The organism is Phytobacter sp. MRY16-398, from assembly GCF_003925915.1.
Lineage (GTDB): Bacteria > Pseudomonadota > Gammaproteobacteria > Enterobacterales > Enterobacteriaceae > Phytobacter > Phytobacter diazotrophicus.
Genome location: NZ_AP018756.1, coordinates 3,373,712 through 3,390,851 on the forward strand (window position 1 = coordinate 3,373,712; position 17,140 = coordinate 3,390,851).

A 17,140-nucleotide genomic window follows, 5' to 3' on the forward strand; every position below is an offset into this window, starting at 1 on the left:
TAAAAGACCTCAGGTGACAGAGCATAGGATCAATAACCCAGGTTGATAATATGGCTGAATTTCGCTTTACTTATGCCATGAAGGAACAAATCGGTTTTGAGAGGCTCACAGGTCTTATTGCATTCGCTCGCGCAGGCGCTCTGGGTAGCTATAGTGCCGCTGCCCGTTCGCTTTCTGTTTCCCCCTCAGCCATCAGTAAAAGTATTCAGCGCCTTGAGAAACAACTCGGCATTACCTTATTCACCCGAACGACACGCTCACTGGTGTTAACTGCCGAAGGGCGCGAACTGCATGAGCGGGCTTTGCGGTTGCTACGGGATGCGGAGGAGATTGAACAGATAGCGAAACACGCTCGCGCGGAGCCCGCAGGGATATTACGCATTGCGGCGTCACTGCCGGTGGGTATCCATATGATTGCCCCTCTCCTTCCCGCCTTTTGCGCACTTCATCCAAAAGTGACCATTGATCTACGCCTGAGCGACCAGCGAGTAAGCCTCGTTGATGAGAATATTGATATTGCCATTCGACTTGGCGAGCTCGCGGATTCCACCCTCCTGTTGCGTCGCCTTCCCCCCTATCAGATAGGTTGTTACGCCTCGCCTGACTATTTAGCCCGCTGCGCCCCTCCGCTGCATCCCAATGATTTATCCGGGCATACGACGATTAATCTGCGTTATCAAAATACAGGGCAGCTTTTTCGCTGGCCGTTTCGCGTCGGGGAGCGCGAAATAGACATTGTGCCGTCATCAACGATCATTGCGGATACCAGCGAAGCCGTCATTGCCGCCATTGTTGCCGGCGCCGGAATCGGTATGGCCGCGAATTTTATGGCGGCGTCCCGGGTAAGCGACAAAAAGCTTGTTCCGCTGCTCTGTGATTTCGCGGTGGAGCGGCATGACATGTCGGCCGTGTGGCATGAAAGTCGACGTTCCAATCCTGCGGTACGCGCTTTTCTGGATCATATGCTTAGCCATTTTTAAGCTACCGGTTTTTAGCGATAACACTCACAGCACTGTCAAATGTGCCTCGTCAGGCGCAATGCGTAGCGTCGCGCCTGTCACAATAAATTTCTTACCTGTACACCGTGGCATCGCCATTTCCTGAAATCATCTATCCGCTCAGTTGACTTAATATAAAACAATAAAAATTTATTGTAAAACGATAAACTCCAGGCTAGCCTGCACACACTTCAACCTACCGTTTGCCAGGAGAGGCATCGAATGAAAAGAAGTCTGCAATATGGCGTTTCGCTTGCGGGAATCATGCTTTGTGTTCCTTTACACAGCGCGGATCTGTCCGGGTACGCGGGTCTCGGCGTTGCAGTCAGCCCCGTCTATTCGGGGTCACAGCACGCTGCGCCAGGTCCGTTACTCAAAGGTGGCGTAAGCCTTAAGAGTGATGGCTGGGGATATTGGGATCTGTCTACAGACGGTCTGGCATGGACGCTGCCAGCGGATTCCCCGTTTGCCGTGAGCCTGCTGTTAACACCGGATGAGGGGCGAAAAGAGGTGTTCAACTACCCATTTTCCGGCAGAAAAAACCGTGACTTGCAAGGGATGGGAGACCTGTCCGACATCCTCATGGCGGGTGCGGAATTGCGGTATCAACGTGAGGGCTGGATGGTATGGTTGCGCGCATTAAGTGCAACACAAAAGCACCGATACGGGGGCGAAACGCAGGATCCGGGCATGACGTTAAACAGTGGCGTGAAGGCAACGCTATGGCACTGGCGGGATGTCGATTTTTCAGTCGCTGGCGATATCACCTGGGCGAACGGCGGTTATCAGCAGCGCCATTACGGTGTCACCACAAGCCAGGCGCAACGCACTGATTTTTCTGTCTATCGCCCGTCATCGGGTTTCCAGCTTGGTGGAGTGTCTACCGGGCTGGTCTGGCACATTAGCGAAAACGTAGCCGCAGGAGTGAGCGGTCGCGCGGCATACTTGTTTGATGAGGCGGGTAAGAGTCCGTTAGTGAAAAGCCGAATGCAGTACACCCTGTCATCACTGATTCAGTATGAATTCTGAGGCGGACAACAATGAAGAAGCACTCTGTGCGCAGTCGTACGCGGTTGTTAGCCGCCGGTACAGCTTTTGTGTCGCTGATAGCGGCGGGGATCTACCTGCAACCCGGATTTAGTTCACCGTCTTTGCATCAGACGGGAGATGCAACGGTAGCCTCGTTTTTAACCCCTTTGCTGAAAGGATCAAGAGGCAGCGTTGCCGCCGCCTTCATCACCCCGCGAGGCGTACAATATGCGCTGTGGAACAGTGATTATGCAAAACAGTATGAAATTGCCAGCCTGACCAAAACCATGACCAGCAGCCTGCTGATTGAAGCGCAGCGACGCGGTGAAGCAACGGCACAAACCCGCGTAGGAGAACTCGTCCCGGAAATCACTGGCCCGGCGAGCGAGATAACACTTGAGCAACTGGCATCACATCGCTCTGGCCTGCCGCCGCTGGCGACATCATTACGACAGAAAATTCAGGTGATTAAGGCCATCATCCTGCGTGACAATTTCTGGAATTACGATGACGAGACATTAATAGAGATGGTGAACACCACCCGCGTTGAAAAACCCGCTGTATTTGATTACTCCAATACCGGCTATGCCCTGCTGGGATTGGCGCTGGCGCGCGCATCACATCAATCTTTTGCCACGTTGTTGCACACACGGGTTTTTGCGCAAGCGCAAATGAAAAGCTCCGTCATCGCAGATGATTCGACACCCGTCACCCCTACATTCAGCCACGGCTGGTCAGTTTCCGGATTCAGCGAAGCGCCGTGGGTATTGCACGCATTTACCCCCGCCGCGGGAGTACGATCGACCATTGTCGATATGGCAAATTATGCGCAGGCGTTACTGGCAGGAAAACTCGCAGGAAGCGAAGCGATGCCGCCGCGATTTGCCACTGACGATCCCGATTCACGGATTGGTTATGCCTGGTTTACAACCCGCATACATGGGCGCGATATCACCTGGCATGACGGCGAGTCCTCGGGGTTTGCCAGCGCTATCGCCCTGGATCCGCAGCGTAAAAGCGCCGTGGTTATCCTCTCCGACACCGGATGGCCGGTGATTGGTCCGGCTGTTCGGCTGTTACTCACCCAGCCGTCTTCTGAAACAGAGGCACACCGTGAACTGGATTGATATTCTCTGGGCAATACTCGCCTTTGCTTCGACCATGTTGTTTGTGTGCGGAAACTGGGCTTCGCATTACAAACTTCGCTTAGTCAATTATATCCTGACCGTTGGCATTATTATTTACTGCGTGGAGATGATGCAGACAATAACGCACCTCAGTAAGCCGGGTTACTTATTCAGAATGCTGACCTGGGCGATTCAGGCATCATATATCGCTTTTGGTGTCTACCGCGTATGGCCAAACCCCTGGCTAAAACGCGGCGCTAAAGGTCTGAACGCCAGCAAGATTGCTATCGCGCTGATGCTTATGTCATGCTTTAGCATACTGGTCTTAAAATAGTGCGTATTATTCAGGAAGGTTCATTGTGAAAGGTGCGAGAAATAAAATCAGCCTGGCGCTCATCACCGGCGTGCTACCGCTATTTCTTATCCTGGTGGTAATTACACCGCTGTGGATGTATTTCACGGGTTCGTCGTTTTTTATTTCCAGTATGCTCAGGTTCGCCGAGATTCAGGGCGATAATTTGCCAACCACGACGGTATCGTCACTTAACCAGCTACTTTTGCTGGTGATTCTCTATTTCCCGACGGGGCTGTTTGCTTTTGCTATCTGGCAAGGTATGAAAGTCACGCAACTGGTACGCCAAAAACAGATCCTCACTCAGGCGCTGGCGCACAGTGTACGTAAAATCGCGATAGCGATGCTAAGCCTTGGGATCGTCCTGCCAGTGTGCCGCTTTTTGATCCCTCTGGTCGTCTGGTGGCCGGAACATTTCTACCAGGTCACCCTGCTGATCGGCGATATTGTTCTGTTATTAGCGGGCGGCTTGCTGCTTGTGACGTTTCACTCCCTGGTTGAGGGGATCAGAGCGGAAGAAGAAAATAAGGAGTTTATCTGATTATGGCTGTCGTGGTTCATCTGGACAAAGTGTTGGTAGAGAAGAAAATGACGTCCAGAGCGCTGGCAGCCTTTGTGGGCATCACCGAGCAGAATCTCTCGCTGCTCAAGTCCGGGAAGGTTAAAGGCATTCGGTTTGATACGCTGGCAAAAATCTGTGAGGCGCTGCAGTGTCAGCCCGGCGATATTATTTCCTGGGAGCCGGATAGCCCACCAGCCGCACCGGATGACGCACTCTGACTGGCTCACTGAAAGTGAAACGTCATTTGAGACATTCCAGCCCCCCTCAGAGATATGAATAAACCAGCCAGTAACAGAATGGGGTCACACATGACGAAACCACAATGGCGGATTGCGGCAGACCAGCCTGATTATGCCGTGTCGTTATGGTTTCCTTGCACTTTGCACTTCCCGGGCGAATAACCGAATTTACGCATAAATGCGCGCGAGAATGCCTCAGCGCTGCCAAAGCCCACCATCGCGGCGACGGATTTAACGCTCCGTCCGGATCGTAATTTGGCCGCGCCCAGCGCTAACCGCCAGTTGGTCAAATATGCCCCCGGCGAGGCGCCGACCGTTTTCCTGAACACCTCGATAAATTGCGCGCGGGACATTTCGGCAATCGCAGCCAGGTCGGGGATCTGCCATTTCCGCGCCGGATCATCGTGTATAGCGACAAGGCTCCTGTGCAGTTTAGGGTGGGCAAGTCCCGCTAACAGCCCTGCATCCACGGTTTCCTGCGCGATTGCCCGACGAATGGCTAATACCACCACGACTTCGCACAACCGGGTCTGGACGGCACCGCCACCGCAACGGTTCACATCGTACTCCGCCACGATCAGTTCAGCCAGGCCAAGTAATTGCGGCATCTCCGCCATGGAAAAGCACAGCTCGTCCGGTAATGCGCTAACCAGTGGGTTCGCACTGCCGCCAAAATCAACCCTCGCGGCGGCACACAGCGTCGCCCCGGCAGGCAGACCACCCGATGTTCTGGCGCGGTAGAGCAAATGGGTCGGCCCGCCTGAGCAATTCACATCGATAATCAGCAGGTTTGCCGACGTTGGCGACTCGCACTGTTCCACATGGAGCGGAAAAGCGTGCAGGAAGGCCGTCAGACGATCATATCTTCGTGGAATATTCAGACTTTCAATCATGTATTTGTCGAACTTTATTACCCAGAATCTTTTATTCTACGTCAACGAGAGAGAATGACCTACTACCTGGATGACTGCCTGGAGATGCCATGACCCAAGATTCTGCTGCTAAATTCGACGCCACTCGCGCAAGGGAATACGCCCAACAAAGCCGGATTGCGCTGGCCGGATATGATGCCTGCCACGAACTTTCTGCATGTATGCTCTCGGCCGTGCTGGGCGAAGCGAAGCCTGCGCGTGTGCTGGTGGTGGGGGCCGGAGGAACTGCCGGGGAGATCATCGCCGCTGCGACACTGGAGCCTCGCTGGTCTTTTGTCGCCGTCGATCCCTCTCAACCAATGCTCGATCTTGCCTGTGCCAATATCGCCAGTGCCGCAATAGCCGACCGCGTTGAAGCTGTTCCCGGTGCGGTTTCTGATCTGGATGCCTCCCCCGCCTTCGATGCCGCCATTATGATTGGCGTGTTGCACCATCTGCCAGGCGATGAGGCAAAACACGATATTCTGACCCAGATTGCGATGCGCCTGAAACCGAATGCCCCGCTGGTCGTTGCAGGAAACTATCGCGCTTACGCATCGCAACCCGTGCTGATGGCCGCATGGGCAAATCGCTGGCGAATGAATGGCGCTGAACCCGAAGAGGTCCGGTCTAAAATGAACAAAATTCTGCAGGGCGCAGAGCCACCACGGTCAGAAGATGATGTCTTTGCCTTACTCTTTGGCGCCGGATTTGAGGCCCCGATTCGCTTCTTTTCCAGTTTGTTCTGGGGGGCCTGGCTGGCCCTGCGTATGTCAGCGGAGAAATGAGCGAGAAACGGATATTCTGCGGGTATTTTTCTTCTTCCTGAAATACCAGCACAGGCAAAATCTGTTTTCATTAGCCGGACACATCTTGCGATCCTGATATTGCTGGCGGGGTTAATCCGTTGAGTTTAAATAAGTCAAAACAGCATGACGACCCGCCACGCCATCTGAGAACAAGCCTGAATCTCTACAAGCGTGTTGAGCTAACACGTTTTATCCCCGCCGATCCAGCGCTTTATATCACCTATTTTTGGCGACCGGATCCCCACGCTCAGGATGTTCTTGGTGGTATATAAGCTGACCTTCGCGTTGTCGCTACCCTGGTTTTCCACCTGAATAAGCGTGTTGTTAATCAACAGTCCATCCGCAAGGTACTTTTGGTTGATCTCACCTTCTTTGTGCTCCGCGTCAAACTCACTTAATACGATAACCGGATTTCCTGAATAGGCCTCATATTCCAGGCACTGCCTTGCCATGTGCCGTAAGGTTCTATAGGTATCGGAGGGCCCCGTCTGGCTGGTAAAACTGCCATCAAAAGATGACTGGCTGCTTTTTAAATCACTGACAGTGATGGCGCACCCGCTCATGAAGATTGAAAAGAACAGTGTTGCCAGAGACAGGTATTTCACTTTCAACTCCATTGTTCTGGTAGAGGCCCTCCGCCAGGCAGGGATCAGATGTTGTGTTTCAGGCGTCCCTGGGGGTTGGGGAAGTCAACCGTCACCATCAGTCCACCTTCTGCAGATGTACTGAGGCTTACGCTGCTGTTGTGTTGCTGGGCAACCGCTTTGACGATGGCCAGGCCCAGGCCGCTTCCGCTTTGCATCTGCCCGGGATCGCGAAAAAATCGATCAAATACGCGCTCCCTCAATTCAACGGGAATGCCAGGGCCGGCGTCTGAGACACGTAGCTGCGTGGATTCATCGCGTGTTCGGACCTCTACCTCAACCCGCCCGCCCTGCGGGCTGTACTTCACGGCATTTTCAATGACATTGTCGATAAGCGACATCAGGCGTTCCCTGACGCCGGTCACCCAGATTTCGTCATGGGAGTAAAATTCAAGCTCAATCCCGCGTTCAGCAGCCAGCGGTGACAACGCCGCCATACGCTCTTGTATGAGCGTCGTCAGCGGCACAGGCGCCATTACCGTGTCAATGCGCGCTTCGCTGTGCATCAGCAATAGCAACTGATTAACGAGACGCGCCGCACGGCTATTGCTGCGAATAATCCCTGCCAGCAACTCCTGTTGCCTGTCGCTGCTGACATAGGACTGCAACGCTTCAACATTGATACGCATCGCCGCGAGCGGCGTACGTAACTCGTGAGCGGCATCGGCAATAAATACCCGTTCCCGTTCCGTGCTTTCCCGCACCCTGGCAAGAAAGATATTGATCGCATCAACCATCTGGCGAAGCTCCTTGTGCTTCGGCACTTCTTTTAAGGGCGAGAGATCGTCTGATGGTCGTAAGGAAACTTCATTAACCACTTTGTTCCACGGGCGCATCGCAATACGGATGGATAACCACGCTGGAAACAAAAGAAAAGGAATGCACACCAGCAGCGGCAATATGTAGTAGCCACGCGAGTTCAGAGAAAAAAAGAAATTCCAGCCTGCGGCAGGGGTAACAAGCGTTACCTCCACGTCAGCGTTGTCTGACTTGAGCGTACGACCAGTCCAGGCGCGCCCTTCGCTCTGAATACGCTGAATCTCCCCAAACCGGGTATTTATCACCCCTGTCGGCGCGCCAGGGGATGAATAAATGAGTGCTTTATTCTTGCGAACAATCAGGCTGATTGAGAGCTCAGGATCTTCACCGCCGCCATAACCTTCCCGCAACGCCTTGCTGAACGCGTCAAGCACGGCGGTTCGCTCCTGCGGTCGCTCGTCCATACTCTGAACCAGGGTAAAAATGGCGTCGTAGGTCTTACTGCCCGTGAGTATTGAGGGGCTGCGCAAGTCCTCCCACAAGACGAAGGTCAGAAATAGAGACCAAAGCAGTGTAAGCAGGAGCATCTGAGCGACCATAATTCGCCGCACGAGCGTTGGGGTTCTCAGTTGTCGCCAGAAATTTCGCATCAACCTTCCCCTTTCTGGATAGGCACGGTATCAATGACATACCCTACGCCCCTCACCGTTCGCACATAGCCTTCGCCAATTTTGCGACGCAAATTGCCCATATGCACATCGAGCGCGTTGCTCATATTTTCTTTTGCGCCGAATACCCTCTCTTCCAGAAACCTGCGTGTCAGCACGCGATCGGTGCGCAACATTAAAATTTCAAGCAGCGCGTATTCACTGGCCGTCAATTCAATATGACGTTCGCTCACTGTCACGCGTCGGGTCGGCACATGAAGCGTTAACCCCCGAATCTCTATCACCTCATTTTGAAAACCGTAACTGCGGCGCGCAAGCGCCCTCACCCTGGCCAACAATTCGGCCAGAACAAAAGGTTTGACGAGATAGTCGTCTGCACCGGCATCCAACCCGCTCAGGCGATCCTGCAGGGTGCCTCGCGCAGTGAGGATGATGACGGGGATCCCTTTGAGCTGCTGACGCATGTACGTCATCAGGCTCATGCCATCACCGTCGGGCAGCCCAAGGTCAAGCAACACGAGTTCCGGCACGCAGGCATCGATCTGATGCAGCGCATCCTCTTTGCGGCGAACCCATATGACATCAAACCCTTGATCTGCAAGGGCGATACGCACGCCGTTGCCCAGATCCAGGTCGTCTTCGATTAGGAGAATTTTCACAATGGTTACTGTATCAACAGTGAATGAAGATCGTCTGAAGAAAAGACGGTAGCAGGAAATCCATCAGGTTTGCAGCACTGGCACTTGCTTCAGCATTTCTTCATTTTTGGCTCATGAGAACTTTAGGGTAAGCATTCACACTGAGCATTCTGGCGATTAACAACCGTTTGCCTTGTAATCAGTTGAATCAACAAGGACTTCTTTAATGAAAAACAGAAACCTGCATCCTGAGTCCCCCTGTTCATTTCCGTGCCGCAGCCTGAAAAAAATGGTGCCGGGCGTTGTCCTGGCATTACTGACCACCCCGGTACTGGCGGCGGAACAGAAACAGAGCAACGAATTGACCCTGGGTGGAGGCGTGGATGTTGCGCCCTACTATTCGGGTTCGGATAAAAGTCGTGTCACCACTGCCCTGGTAGTTGATTACGCTATGGCAAACGGCTTCTTCGTCAGCACCACGCGCGGTCTCGGTTACGGCAACAACATCGGCAAATTTAATTACAGCGCAGCGCTGAGCTACCGTGCAGGCCGTAAAGATCGTGACGTGGACAGCGACTCGATAAACGGCGGAAGCGACAATTTACGCGGTATGGGCGATATCAAAGGTTCAGCTATCGGTGTGCCGACCCTGGGGTATGAGGTGACCGACTGGCTTAATGTGCAATTGCAGGCTGAGGTGCCCCTTTCTGAGCGAGACAATGGTACGGCCTTGCATTTCGGCATTGTCAGCCCGCTCTATAAGTCATCGAGCAATGCCGTGACGCTGGCGCTAACCGGCAGTTGGGGGACGAGCAAGTATATGCAGACTTACTACGGGGTAAGCGCATCGCAGTCGGCCGCATCGGGCTTTACACGATATGATGCCGGTTCCGGCATTTATGCCTGGTCCACGAATATTGACTGGACGTACAAGATTAATCAGGACTGGAGCGTGATTACCGAAGCTGGCTTTACGCAATTAACGGGGGATGCACGTAATAGCCCCATTGTTCAGCGAAAAACATCGCCCACCGGAAGCCTGAAGGTGACATACCGCTTCTGATTGCTGTTCGCGGTGCGTTTCCGGCAAACTTATGGCTATGCAATCTCAATGAATTCCTTTCGCGCCGTCCCGGCTCAGATGACGGGGGGCGCGACGTCGGATGTGCCGTTAGCAAAGGCCACGCTGGAATAACGTGGCCGGTGAGCCAGAGCGTTGTCGATAAAGGTTTATCGTAGCGCGATTTCAGCCTGTGGGGCGTTAAGTGCGGCCTGAAAGTGTTGTCTTCCGGGTCCCGTAAGCCATTGATCCAATTTCATCATTTCACCGAACATCTTTTCCAGTGCCGGAATATCAGCAACGCCCGCGACAATGCCATTGTCTACCAGTTCGGTAAGCCGACGAAGGAAGCTGTTTTGTGTTAATAGTGCGTCGGGAAAGCGCTGATAGTGGATGGGGAAACCTGCGGCGTTTGAGAAAGCACGCTCCAGATCCTCCCCTGTCAGCGTCTGGCTGGAGATTTCCAGCACTTTTCCGGCGAACTGTTGCGGGTTACACAGAATGCGGGCATTGATACGCCCGAGATCGTCCAGCGTGATCATTTGCATCGGCTGGTTACGCTGCATGAAGAAGGAAAAATTCCCGGTGTTCAGCCCCATACCGGGCAGCATCAGTATTTCAATAAAGCTGGCCGGACGCGTGATCGTCCAGCAAAGTGGCAAAGAGCGGACATAATTTTCTATTTCCGACTTGCTGTCGAAATGCCCCATACCTGTAGGGCCTTTCCCCGCCGCGCCGGACGAAGAATAAACAAGATGGCTGACTCCGGCCGCCAGGGCACTGTCTGCAATGGCTTTTCCCTGAATGATCTCCTGCTCATCACTTATCTCTCCCTGCGGAGAGCTGGTCTGAACACTGAAAACCCCCTTGATGCCCACCATTGCCCGCTCAATGGAAGCCCTGTCAAAAAGATTACCGACGGCAAGCGTGATGCCTGCCGCCATCAATGCCTGCGCCTTTTCGCTATGCGGATCACGCACAAAGGCCCTGACTTCACGGCCCGCCGCCCGTAGCGCATTCGCCACCGCCCCGCCCTGTTGTCCGGTGGCGCCAAAAACAAGAAATTCTGCTGTTTTGTTCATGAAAGTTCTCGATAGTAACTATTGAAGGTCACAGTATGGAACTATTATGATTTCCTCCACAAGACGGCACATTTTTGGTCCCTGGTTACACAGAGGTAACTATCAGGAGCCTTCAGCGGAGAAAAGTTATGGTGCGTGAGATTAATGGCAGACCGATCATTGAAACACCCGACGGACCGAAACTGACGCCGTGTGCCCCAGGAAGTGTGCTGGAAAGGCTGGGTGATAAATGGACCATTCTTGTTATTTCGCTGCTGTCGCTTTCGCCTGATATCCCCCTGCGATTTAGCGCCATCCGACGCGGCATTCCCGATATCTCACAACGTATGCTGACGTTGACGCTACGCAACCTGGAACGAGATGGTCTCGTGAACCGTTATTATTACCCGGAGCTTCCACCCAGGGTGGAATATCAGCTCACTGACCGTGGTCGTTCGATGCTAAAACCCCTCGCCGGATTCACCGACTGGATCAGGGATACATGGCAGGATATTGAGGCGTCCCGAAAAGCCTTCGATGAGGCAGCCGGGAAAAAGACGACACCATCGTGTTAATTCAGAGTGAAACCTGATTTTTATGCATGACGCAAACAGACGGGTGTCAGCCACGCTGGTCCAGGACCGCGGTTCTATCCGCTTATTTCAGTGTCTTTTCTCTGCGGCGTAATTATTGTTGATAGCGTACAGCGTGCATTGAGGTGCCCCTTTCCGTTGTTCCTTTGTACAGATATTAAGCGCCGTTGCGGCAGCTTCCTGACTGTTTCTGGCCCAGTATGCAGCGCCCCAGTCTCCGTCCGGATCGGTGGCAAAGGCTTTTTCATATCGCTGCGTTGTTTCATACTCGGAAAAGGCTTTTTTTCCGGCAGCATTGAGGGCTGGCGGTTCAATGAGATTTACGATGGGAAGCCTGATTATCTCCTGAAACGGCTGATGGTACTGCTCAAGAAAAGTAGCGACGGTATTCCACCAGAAACTCTCCGGCGCAGAATCCATAAAGACATGACCATCCTTCCCATAAGGAGGCATGACGACGAACCGGGCCGGGCTTTTACCCTGCTGATAGGCATTAAACATCTCTCGGCCTGTATCCGGGGGAAACGACTTATCGTTTTCTGCGTACAGCCACAGCGAAGGGATCTTCGCCGCTTTTCCGTATTGTGCATACGATTTCATCAGCCCCGTCTTATCACAAAGAGATTTCCCGTCGATAGCCCCTCTGCCGCCATCAAAATTGATCACTGCCTTTACGCCTGGCGGATTTGTGGCACCCGTTGCGATAACGGCAAATCCACCGGCGGACATACCAACCAGCATCGCATTATCAACGGATGCCCATGAATTCCGGCGCACAGCGTTAAGCGCCGCAACCATATTTTGGATGTCCTGCTCTCCGGCCTGCAGATGAAAGGGCTGAATGCACGAGTGTCCTGCATATTCCGCAGCGCCACTGGACTGACCATATCCCTGCCGCAGGACGACCACTGCAGCATATCCATGGCGTGCAAACGCGATTGCTGTTGAGGAGTACCGGTTTGGGTTAAGCGTCCAGCGGTCAAACTCGGCCTTACCGGTAGTTCCATTGGTGATTAACACAACCGGCAAAGGCTTCTTGCTAACCGGACGTGTGACAAAAGCATCAAGTATTGCAGGCTGGCCGTTATTTAACGTGACGGACAGCGTGAGAGGTTCCCTGATAAGCCCGCTTATCTGTTGATATTCGGCCCTGTCCGTTAAAGATTCTGCGTGCCCCGGTAAACTTATGATGAAGCCTGTCAATGGCAAAAAAAAAGATACTGCGTGGGTTATAAAACGGCTGCGCATCAGAAGATATCCTTAATTGGCCTGGAGATATAGCGCTTTGCAGTTGCGTACTGACAGGTAAAAACGCTAACGCTGACAGTCCCAGTATTAATGACTTAAGATCCTTAATCCACCAAGTGAGATGAAGAACATTAACGTAAGTAAATATGTATGAGGTGTGGATTTTCCTTAAAACAGTTATCAAGTTAGATGCTGACTTTAGAACCGCCAAATGGCTATAATAGCAGTGGTGCGCTTAAGGCTATTTATTTTAATAGCACGAGTTTTGGTTACATTATCGTTAATGCAAAAAAACTGTTGATTATACTCATTAAGAACAAAGGAAATTACCGATGAATAATGCATCGCTGGAGGAAAGAATCTATGCTATAAACTGGAATTCATCCTGTACAGCATATGGACCCGCAAACGATGTTCCTGAGCTATTATTACAATTAGCGTCTGACGATCACGAGGCAGCAATGACCGCCAGTCATAAGCTTTGGTGCGGACTCTGTCATCAGCATGTTTCTATGGCGCCAGCGGGATATATTGCCCTTCCATTTATATTAGAGATTCTTGATAGCGCCGATGAGTTACTTACGGTTGAAATACTCGACATCTTATGGGGATTCGCCCAATGCTGTATAGAGACAGGGCCGCATGCTCCCGACTATTTTGAGCCAACCAGAGAGCGTCTTATCGCCGAACTCCCCCGTTTTTCGTTACTATCCGAACACAGCAATGAATTAATCTCTCAGTTCGCTTCTGAAATAATCAAATCGTTAAGCCAAACATGAAACAGTTATGGTTTGGCTCTGGGACATTAAAAGGCGCTTAAACACCTTTATATTAATTCCCGAACGCTCGCCCCGTAATTGCCCGACTCCCTGGATTATTGTTGCAGTGGCTGTTTCAGCCACGGTGTAGTTCTGAACAATAATTAGCTAAACGAATTTACGTTTCAACGCTGCACTGAAATTCCTTTTTTCATCAGGGCACCTGTATTATTCCGACATGAGCATATCACATCTGTTCAGGTGGCCAAATTCAATGCACTACTACAGAGCGAGCAATGATTCAACTATACCAGGCGGGAGCAAGCCTGATTTTTTTCCATTCCTCAGGGTCATGACCGGGTATTAATATCGCGTTATATCGCTCGGTAAGCTGGCGCAGCTTGCGGACAGAGTGAGCGACATCAGTGGCGGATGTCATCAGGCCAGGGAGCGCCCTCTCATGGTAATGATCTAAGGTGTAAGCCGCATCAATCGCCAGCGTAAAATATGTACCGCCGGGTAATCTGATGAGAAAAGATTGATGTCCCGGTGAATGCCCTGGCGTGAAAATACACTGCAACGTGCCATCACCGTAAAGGTCATAGTTGTCATCTGATAAGCCGTCGAGAAAAAGCCAGTCAAGTTCAGGATGATCGTAATCGTGTCGGCAGTAGGCTCCAGATGTAAACCAGTCAGGAGCAAAGGCATATTCATACTCTCGCCGCTGAACCACATGAGTGGCATGTGGGAAACGGCCAATCGCCCCCGTATGATCGGAGTGTAAATGGGACAGTACCACATAGCGGATATCCTCCGGGGCGATGCCAATCCTTTTAAGCTGTTCCAGGCAGCCCTGCTCTTCTGACATCACCGGTTTAAACTGCTCTGTCGCACTTCCCCAATAGGCAAAAGGATCTTTCAATCCTTCTACAGCCAGACCACCGTCAATCAGAGTAAAACCATCCGGATGTGTCAGCAGGAACCAGGGGACAGGAATTTCATAATTCTCTCCCACGCCCTGATTCATCCTTATATGCTGATATTTACACTGCTGCGTTCCTGACTGGAACATGAAAAGCCTGATATCTGACATAATTACCTTCCACCAATAATTCAATGAAATAGATTACTATTTTGCTTAACGCTTACCTGAGCGTTGAGTTTTCATCATTTCGCAGAAGAGCAGTAGATACCTGTGTCGAATTACATTTATCGGTAAAACCGATATAATTGCTAAATGGATCTCTTCTCAGCAATGCGCATATTCATCAGGGTCGTTGAGCGGGGCAGCATGTCGGCTGCAGCCCGCGATCTTGGCATTGGCCAACCCGCCGTCAGTGAAAGAATAGATAAACTGGAAGCACATCTTGGTACGCGTTTGCTAAGGCGCAACACGCGGAACATGTCTCTGACGCATAGCGGTAATCTGTTTTATGAGCGAAGCAAAGCGGCCATTCAGGCGGCAGAACACGCGCTTTCCGTGAATGAAGAAAATCAGGGGCTGCAAGGCAAAATCCGTATTGCGGCGCCCTATTCTGCCGGGGAAAGCCTGCTGATGCCTGCACTGTTGCAGCTTCAGAACGAACATCCAGGACTACAGATCGATGTCATTTTTAACGACCGCGTTATCGATCCTGTCACGGAGGGGGTGGATTTATCACTGAGGCTGGGAGAGGTCTCAGAAGGTTTTTTTGTCGCCCGTCCGCTTGGTAGCGTGCGCAGAGTGTTGCTCGCCTCCCCTGCTTTGCTGGCCAGAATGGGTTATCCGGACTCTCCGGATGCGCTGGCTGGTTATCCATTTGCTGCTGTTTCTGGTGTATTTGCCAGCCATCGCATTCCATTGATCAACGCTGATGCCCAACTCATTAACGTTCCCGTTGATGTTAAATTACAGTCCACTCACTGGCGCAGTGTCCTCACCTGGTTATTAGCTGGTCATGCCATCGGTGTTTTGCAATTTCCGGTCTGCAAAAACGAAATGGAAAAGGGGGCGCTAATCCCCCTTTTAAGCCACTACACGGTCCCGCCTTTTACTGCCTGGCTGCTTCATCCACCGGCGGGCATGATGTCATATGAAACACGCATTTGCGCATCTCTGCTGGAGGGGTATCTCAAAGATTCACTGCTTGCGTTGATGTGCCAGCAATAGCATCTGCGTCTGGCACACACATGCCCGTCGACAGCGCAACCTTGTCTGCTATGAAGAGGAGCGAAAGGATATTCGCCTCCCCAGAATGATTAATAACCCTTACTCAGAACGTTGAAGCGTAAGTTCATAAACGACGCAGGGCACATCATAATGTTGTTCTATTGCCTTATACGTCATCCCTAAGCGCTGCATAACGCGATGCGAGGGGATATTGTCAGGATCGGCAACAGCCACCAGATACGTTGTGCCTGTTCGCTCTACCGCGAAAGCAATAATCGCTTTAGCAGCTTCTGTCGCATAACCTTTGCCATGATGTTCCGGGACGAGTCGCCAGCCTATCTCTAACGGCGCGCCATCCACATTTGCCAGGTGCTGGAGGCAGGCTGCACCAACGATCTCCCCGGACGCTTTTTCTTTGATTACCCACCACGAGTACCCGTATCGCTCCCAACGGGCCTGAACACGTCTGATACCTTCCCAGGTCTCTTCGGGTGTTTTAGCAATACCCTGGTTGATATAACGCATCACACGGGTATCGCTATCCATCCTTCTTAAACCTTCGTAGTGTGAGTCATTATAAGGTTCAAGCGTTAGACGTGCGGTTTCTAAATCCATCTGACATTCCTTTTTACGTAAAGGTGTTGGCTTCGGTGACCTACTCATCCTGAATCAACTTATCATGATGTAAGCAACATCATCTACTCGCACTCAGTGGGCGTCAGATCTGCGGTGAGCAAGACACGGGCGCTGTGTTTATTGCATCTGATATCTATTACGCCTACCTACCTGGACTGGTAGCCGCCCTCTTCATACGCCCCGAAAGCTTGAGGAATGTCCAGGGTCTGGGTATTCTTTTTCAGGGCTCATGCTGCCTGCCGCTCGCTTCCCAATGGGAAAAGGTGAAAGCATGTTTGTTCTCAACTTCATTGATTCAACCACTCTTGATGGTCGGGATGTGGTAATGCGAGCACCCTCATTTCCTGACGACAGGAGCAATTATGTTTTCTATCGAGCAAGCCAAACACATGGCTGCAAAGTTAAAAGCCTCTCTTGCGTTACATGAGCAGACGATCTCTTACTCCACCGCACTCGAAATGGTTTCGCATCAGTTAGGCTTTAGAGACTGGAACACGGCGGCGGCATCGTTACGTCCGCAGGTTCCTGAGTCTCAAATTCAGTTCAGTAAATCGATACCCATCCTGCGAATTTTTGATGTCCGAAAAGCACAGGAGTTCTACCTTGAATTTCTGTCATTCAGCGTTGAGTTTGAACACCGTTTTGCACCCGACTTACCCCTGTATATGGGCATCGTCCGCGATGGTTTGCAGTTGCATCTTTCTGAACATCACGGTGACGCCACCCCAGGCGCAACGATATTTATCCCGATGAACAATATTGCGTTGTTCAGAAAGGAACTACACGACAAACATTATGGTTACGGTCGCCCGGAAATCATCAAGCAGGATTGGGGAGAGGTTATGGAAGTCCATGATCCCTTTGGCAACCGGCTCCGTTTCTGTCAAAGCTAATTATTA

The 17,140-nt window shown here is 51.8% G+C and carries 20 protein-coding genes; 12 read left to right on the plus strand and 8 right to left on the minus strand.

Features of this window, described 5'->3' with window-relative positions:
• The first annotated feature begins 77 nt into the window (after positions 1-77).
• From MRY16398_RS16485 to MRY16398_RS16510, 6 genes are all read left to right on the plus strand, one after another.
• A complete protein-coding gene (locus MRY16398_RS16485; protein WP_125125693.1) occupies positions 78-980 on the plus strand; it encodes a LysR family transcriptional regulator in 903 nt (300 codons plus the stop codon).
• A 240-nt stretch (positions 981-1,220) separates the two neighbouring features.
• Complete coding sequence (locus tag MRY16398_RS16490; protein WP_103245659.1) at positions 1,221-2,027, plus strand: MipA/OmpV family protein; 807 nt, start codon at positions 1,221-1,223, stop codon at positions 2,025-2,027.
• An 11-nt stretch (positions 2,028-2,038) separates the two neighbouring features.
• Positions 2,039-3,154 carry a serine hydrolase domain-containing protein gene (locus MRY16398_RS16495; RefSeq protein WP_125124819.1) on the plus strand — a complete coding sequence of 372 codons (1,116 nt, stop codon included), beginning with the start codon at positions 2,039-2,041 and terminating at the stop codon, positions 3,152-3,154.
• Positions 3,141-3,488: a hypothetical protein gene (locus MRY16398_RS16500; protein WP_071194867.1), complete on the plus strand. Its 348-nt coding sequence runs from the start codon at positions 3,141-3,143 to the stop codon at positions 3,486-3,488. Before MRY16398_RS16495 ends, MRY16398_RS16500 begins: the two co-directional genes overlap by 14 nt.
• 25 nt (positions 3,489-3,513) lie before the next feature.
• On the plus strand, positions 3,514-4,047 hold the full coding sequence (locus MRY16398_RS16505) for a DUF2975 domain-containing protein (protein WP_071194866.1): 534 nt from the start codon (positions 3,514-3,516) through the stop codon (positions 4,045-4,047).
• A 2-nt stretch (positions 4,048-4,049) separates the two neighbouring features.
• Positions 4,050-4,286: a helix-turn-helix domain-containing protein gene (locus tag MRY16398_RS16510; protein WP_039079320.1), complete on the plus strand. Its 237-nt coding sequence runs from the start codon at positions 4,050-4,052 to the stop codon at positions 4,284-4,286.
• A gap of 131 nt (positions 4,287-4,417) precedes the next feature.
• Here MRY16398_RS16510 and MRY16398_RS16515 read toward each other — a convergent pair whose 3' ends face one another.
• Complete coding sequence (locus tag MRY16398_RS16515; protein WP_125124820.1) at positions 4,418-5,200, minus strand: helix-turn-helix transcriptional regulator; 783 nt, start codon at positions 5,198-5,200, stop codon at positions 4,418-4,420.
• 89 nt (positions 5,201-5,289) lie between these two features.
• Between MRY16398_RS16515 and MRY16398_RS16520 the strand changes: the two genes are divergently transcribed.
• Positions 5,290-6,006, plus strand: a complete 717-nt coding sequence (locus MRY16398_RS16520; RefSeq protein WP_125124821.1) for a class I SAM-dependent methyltransferase — start codon at positions 5,290-5,292, stop codon at positions 6,004-6,006.
• 200 nt (positions 6,007-6,206) lie between these two features.
• Here MRY16398_RS16520 and MRY16398_RS16525 read toward each other — a convergent pair whose 3' ends face one another.
• Genes MRY16398_RS16525 through MRY16398_RS16535 form a run of 3 tightly spaced genes read right to left on the minus strand, consistent with a single transcriptional unit; the run spans position 6,207 to position 8,757 of the window.
• Positions 6,207-6,644 (minus strand): hypothetical protein, encoded by a 438-nt coding sequence (locus MRY16398_RS16525; RefSeq protein WP_125124822.1) that lies wholly within the window; start codon positions 6,642-6,644, stop codon positions 6,207-6,209.
• A gap of 32 nt (positions 6,645-6,676) precedes the next feature.
• Positions 6,677-8,080 carry a sensor histidine kinase gene (locus tag MRY16398_RS16530; RefSeq protein ID WP_125124823.1) on the minus strand — a complete coding sequence of 468 codons (1,404 nt, stop codon included), beginning with the start codon at positions 8,078-8,080 and terminating at the stop codon, positions 6,677-6,679.
• Positions 8,080-8,757 carry a response regulator gene (locus tag MRY16398_RS16535; RefSeq protein ID WP_071194861.1) on the minus strand — a complete coding sequence of 226 codons (678 nt, stop codon included), beginning with the start codon at positions 8,755-8,757 and terminating at the stop codon, positions 8,080-8,082. Before MRY16398_RS16535 ends, MRY16398_RS16530 begins: the two co-directional genes overlap by 1 nt.
• Before the next feature lie 205 nt (positions 8,758-8,962).
• Between MRY16398_RS16535 and MRY16398_RS16540 the strand changes: the two genes are divergently transcribed.
• A complete protein-coding gene (locus MRY16398_RS16540) occupies positions 8,963-9,799 on the plus strand; it encodes a MipA/OmpV family protein (protein WP_125124824.1) in 837 nt (278 codons plus the stop codon).
• Positions 9,800-9,966: 167 nt separating this feature from the next.
• On the opposite strand, the gene MRY16398_RS16545 is transcribed toward MRY16398_RS16540, so the two are convergent.
• Complete coding sequence (locus tag MRY16398_RS16545) at positions 9,967-10,878, minus strand: NmrA/HSCARG family protein (RefSeq protein WP_125124825.1); 912 nt, start codon at positions 10,876-10,878, stop codon at positions 9,967-9,969.
• 128 nt (positions 10,879-11,006) lie between these two features.
• Between MRY16398_RS16545 and MRY16398_RS16550 the strand changes: the two genes are divergently transcribed.
• Positions 11,007-11,432, plus strand: coding sequence for a winged helix-turn-helix transcriptional regulator (locus MRY16398_RS16550; RefSeq protein ID WP_125124826.1), 426 nt, complete (start codon positions 11,007-11,009; stop codon positions 11,430-11,432).
• An 87-nt stretch (positions 11,433-11,519) separates the two neighbouring features.
• Here MRY16398_RS16550 and MRY16398_RS16555 read toward each other — a convergent pair whose 3' ends face one another.
• Positions 11,520-12,698, minus strand: a complete 1,179-nt coding sequence (locus MRY16398_RS16555) for a dienelactone hydrolase family protein (protein WP_125124827.1) — start codon at positions 12,696-12,698, stop codon at positions 11,520-11,522.
• Positions 12,699-13,030: 332 nt separating this feature from the next.
• Between MRY16398_RS16555 and MRY16398_RS16560 the strand changes: the two genes are divergently transcribed.
• Complete coding sequence (locus tag MRY16398_RS16560) at positions 13,031-13,477, plus strand: hypothetical protein (protein WP_125124828.1); 447 nt, start codon at positions 13,031-13,033, stop codon at positions 13,475-13,477.
• Between the two features lie 280 nt (positions 13,478-13,757).
• On the opposite strand, the gene attM is transcribed toward MRY16398_RS16560, so the two are convergent.
• On the minus strand, positions 13,758-14,552 hold the full coding sequence (gene attM, locus MRY16398_RS16565) for an AttM family quorum-quenching N-acyl homoserine lactonase (RefSeq protein ID WP_172600708.1): 795 nt from the start codon (positions 14,550-14,552) through the stop codon (positions 13,758-13,760).
• A 159-nt stretch (positions 14,553-14,711) separates the two neighbouring features.
• On the opposite strand from attM, the gene MRY16398_RS16570 reads away from it, so the two are divergent.
• Positions 14,712-15,605, plus strand: a complete 894-nt coding sequence (locus MRY16398_RS16570) for a LysR family transcriptional regulator (protein ID WP_125124830.1) — start codon at positions 14,712-14,714, stop codon at positions 15,603-15,605.
• A 99-nt stretch (positions 15,606-15,704) separates the two neighbouring features.
• Here the strand turns inward: MRY16398_RS16570 and MRY16398_RS16575 are convergent, their stop codons facing one another.
• Positions 15,705-16,220: a GNAT family N-acetyltransferase gene (locus MRY16398_RS16575; protein ID WP_125124831.1), complete on the minus strand. Its 516-nt coding sequence runs from the start codon at positions 16,218-16,220 to the stop codon at positions 15,705-15,707.
• A gap of 383 nt (positions 16,221-16,603) precedes the next feature.
• Between MRY16398_RS16575 and MRY16398_RS16580 the strand changes: the two genes are divergently transcribed.
• Complete coding sequence (locus tag MRY16398_RS16580; protein ID WP_039079333.1) at positions 16,604-17,134, plus strand: glyoxalase superfamily protein; 531 nt, start codon at positions 16,604-16,606, stop codon at positions 17,132-17,134.
• Positions 17,135-17,140 lie beyond the last annotated feature (6 nt).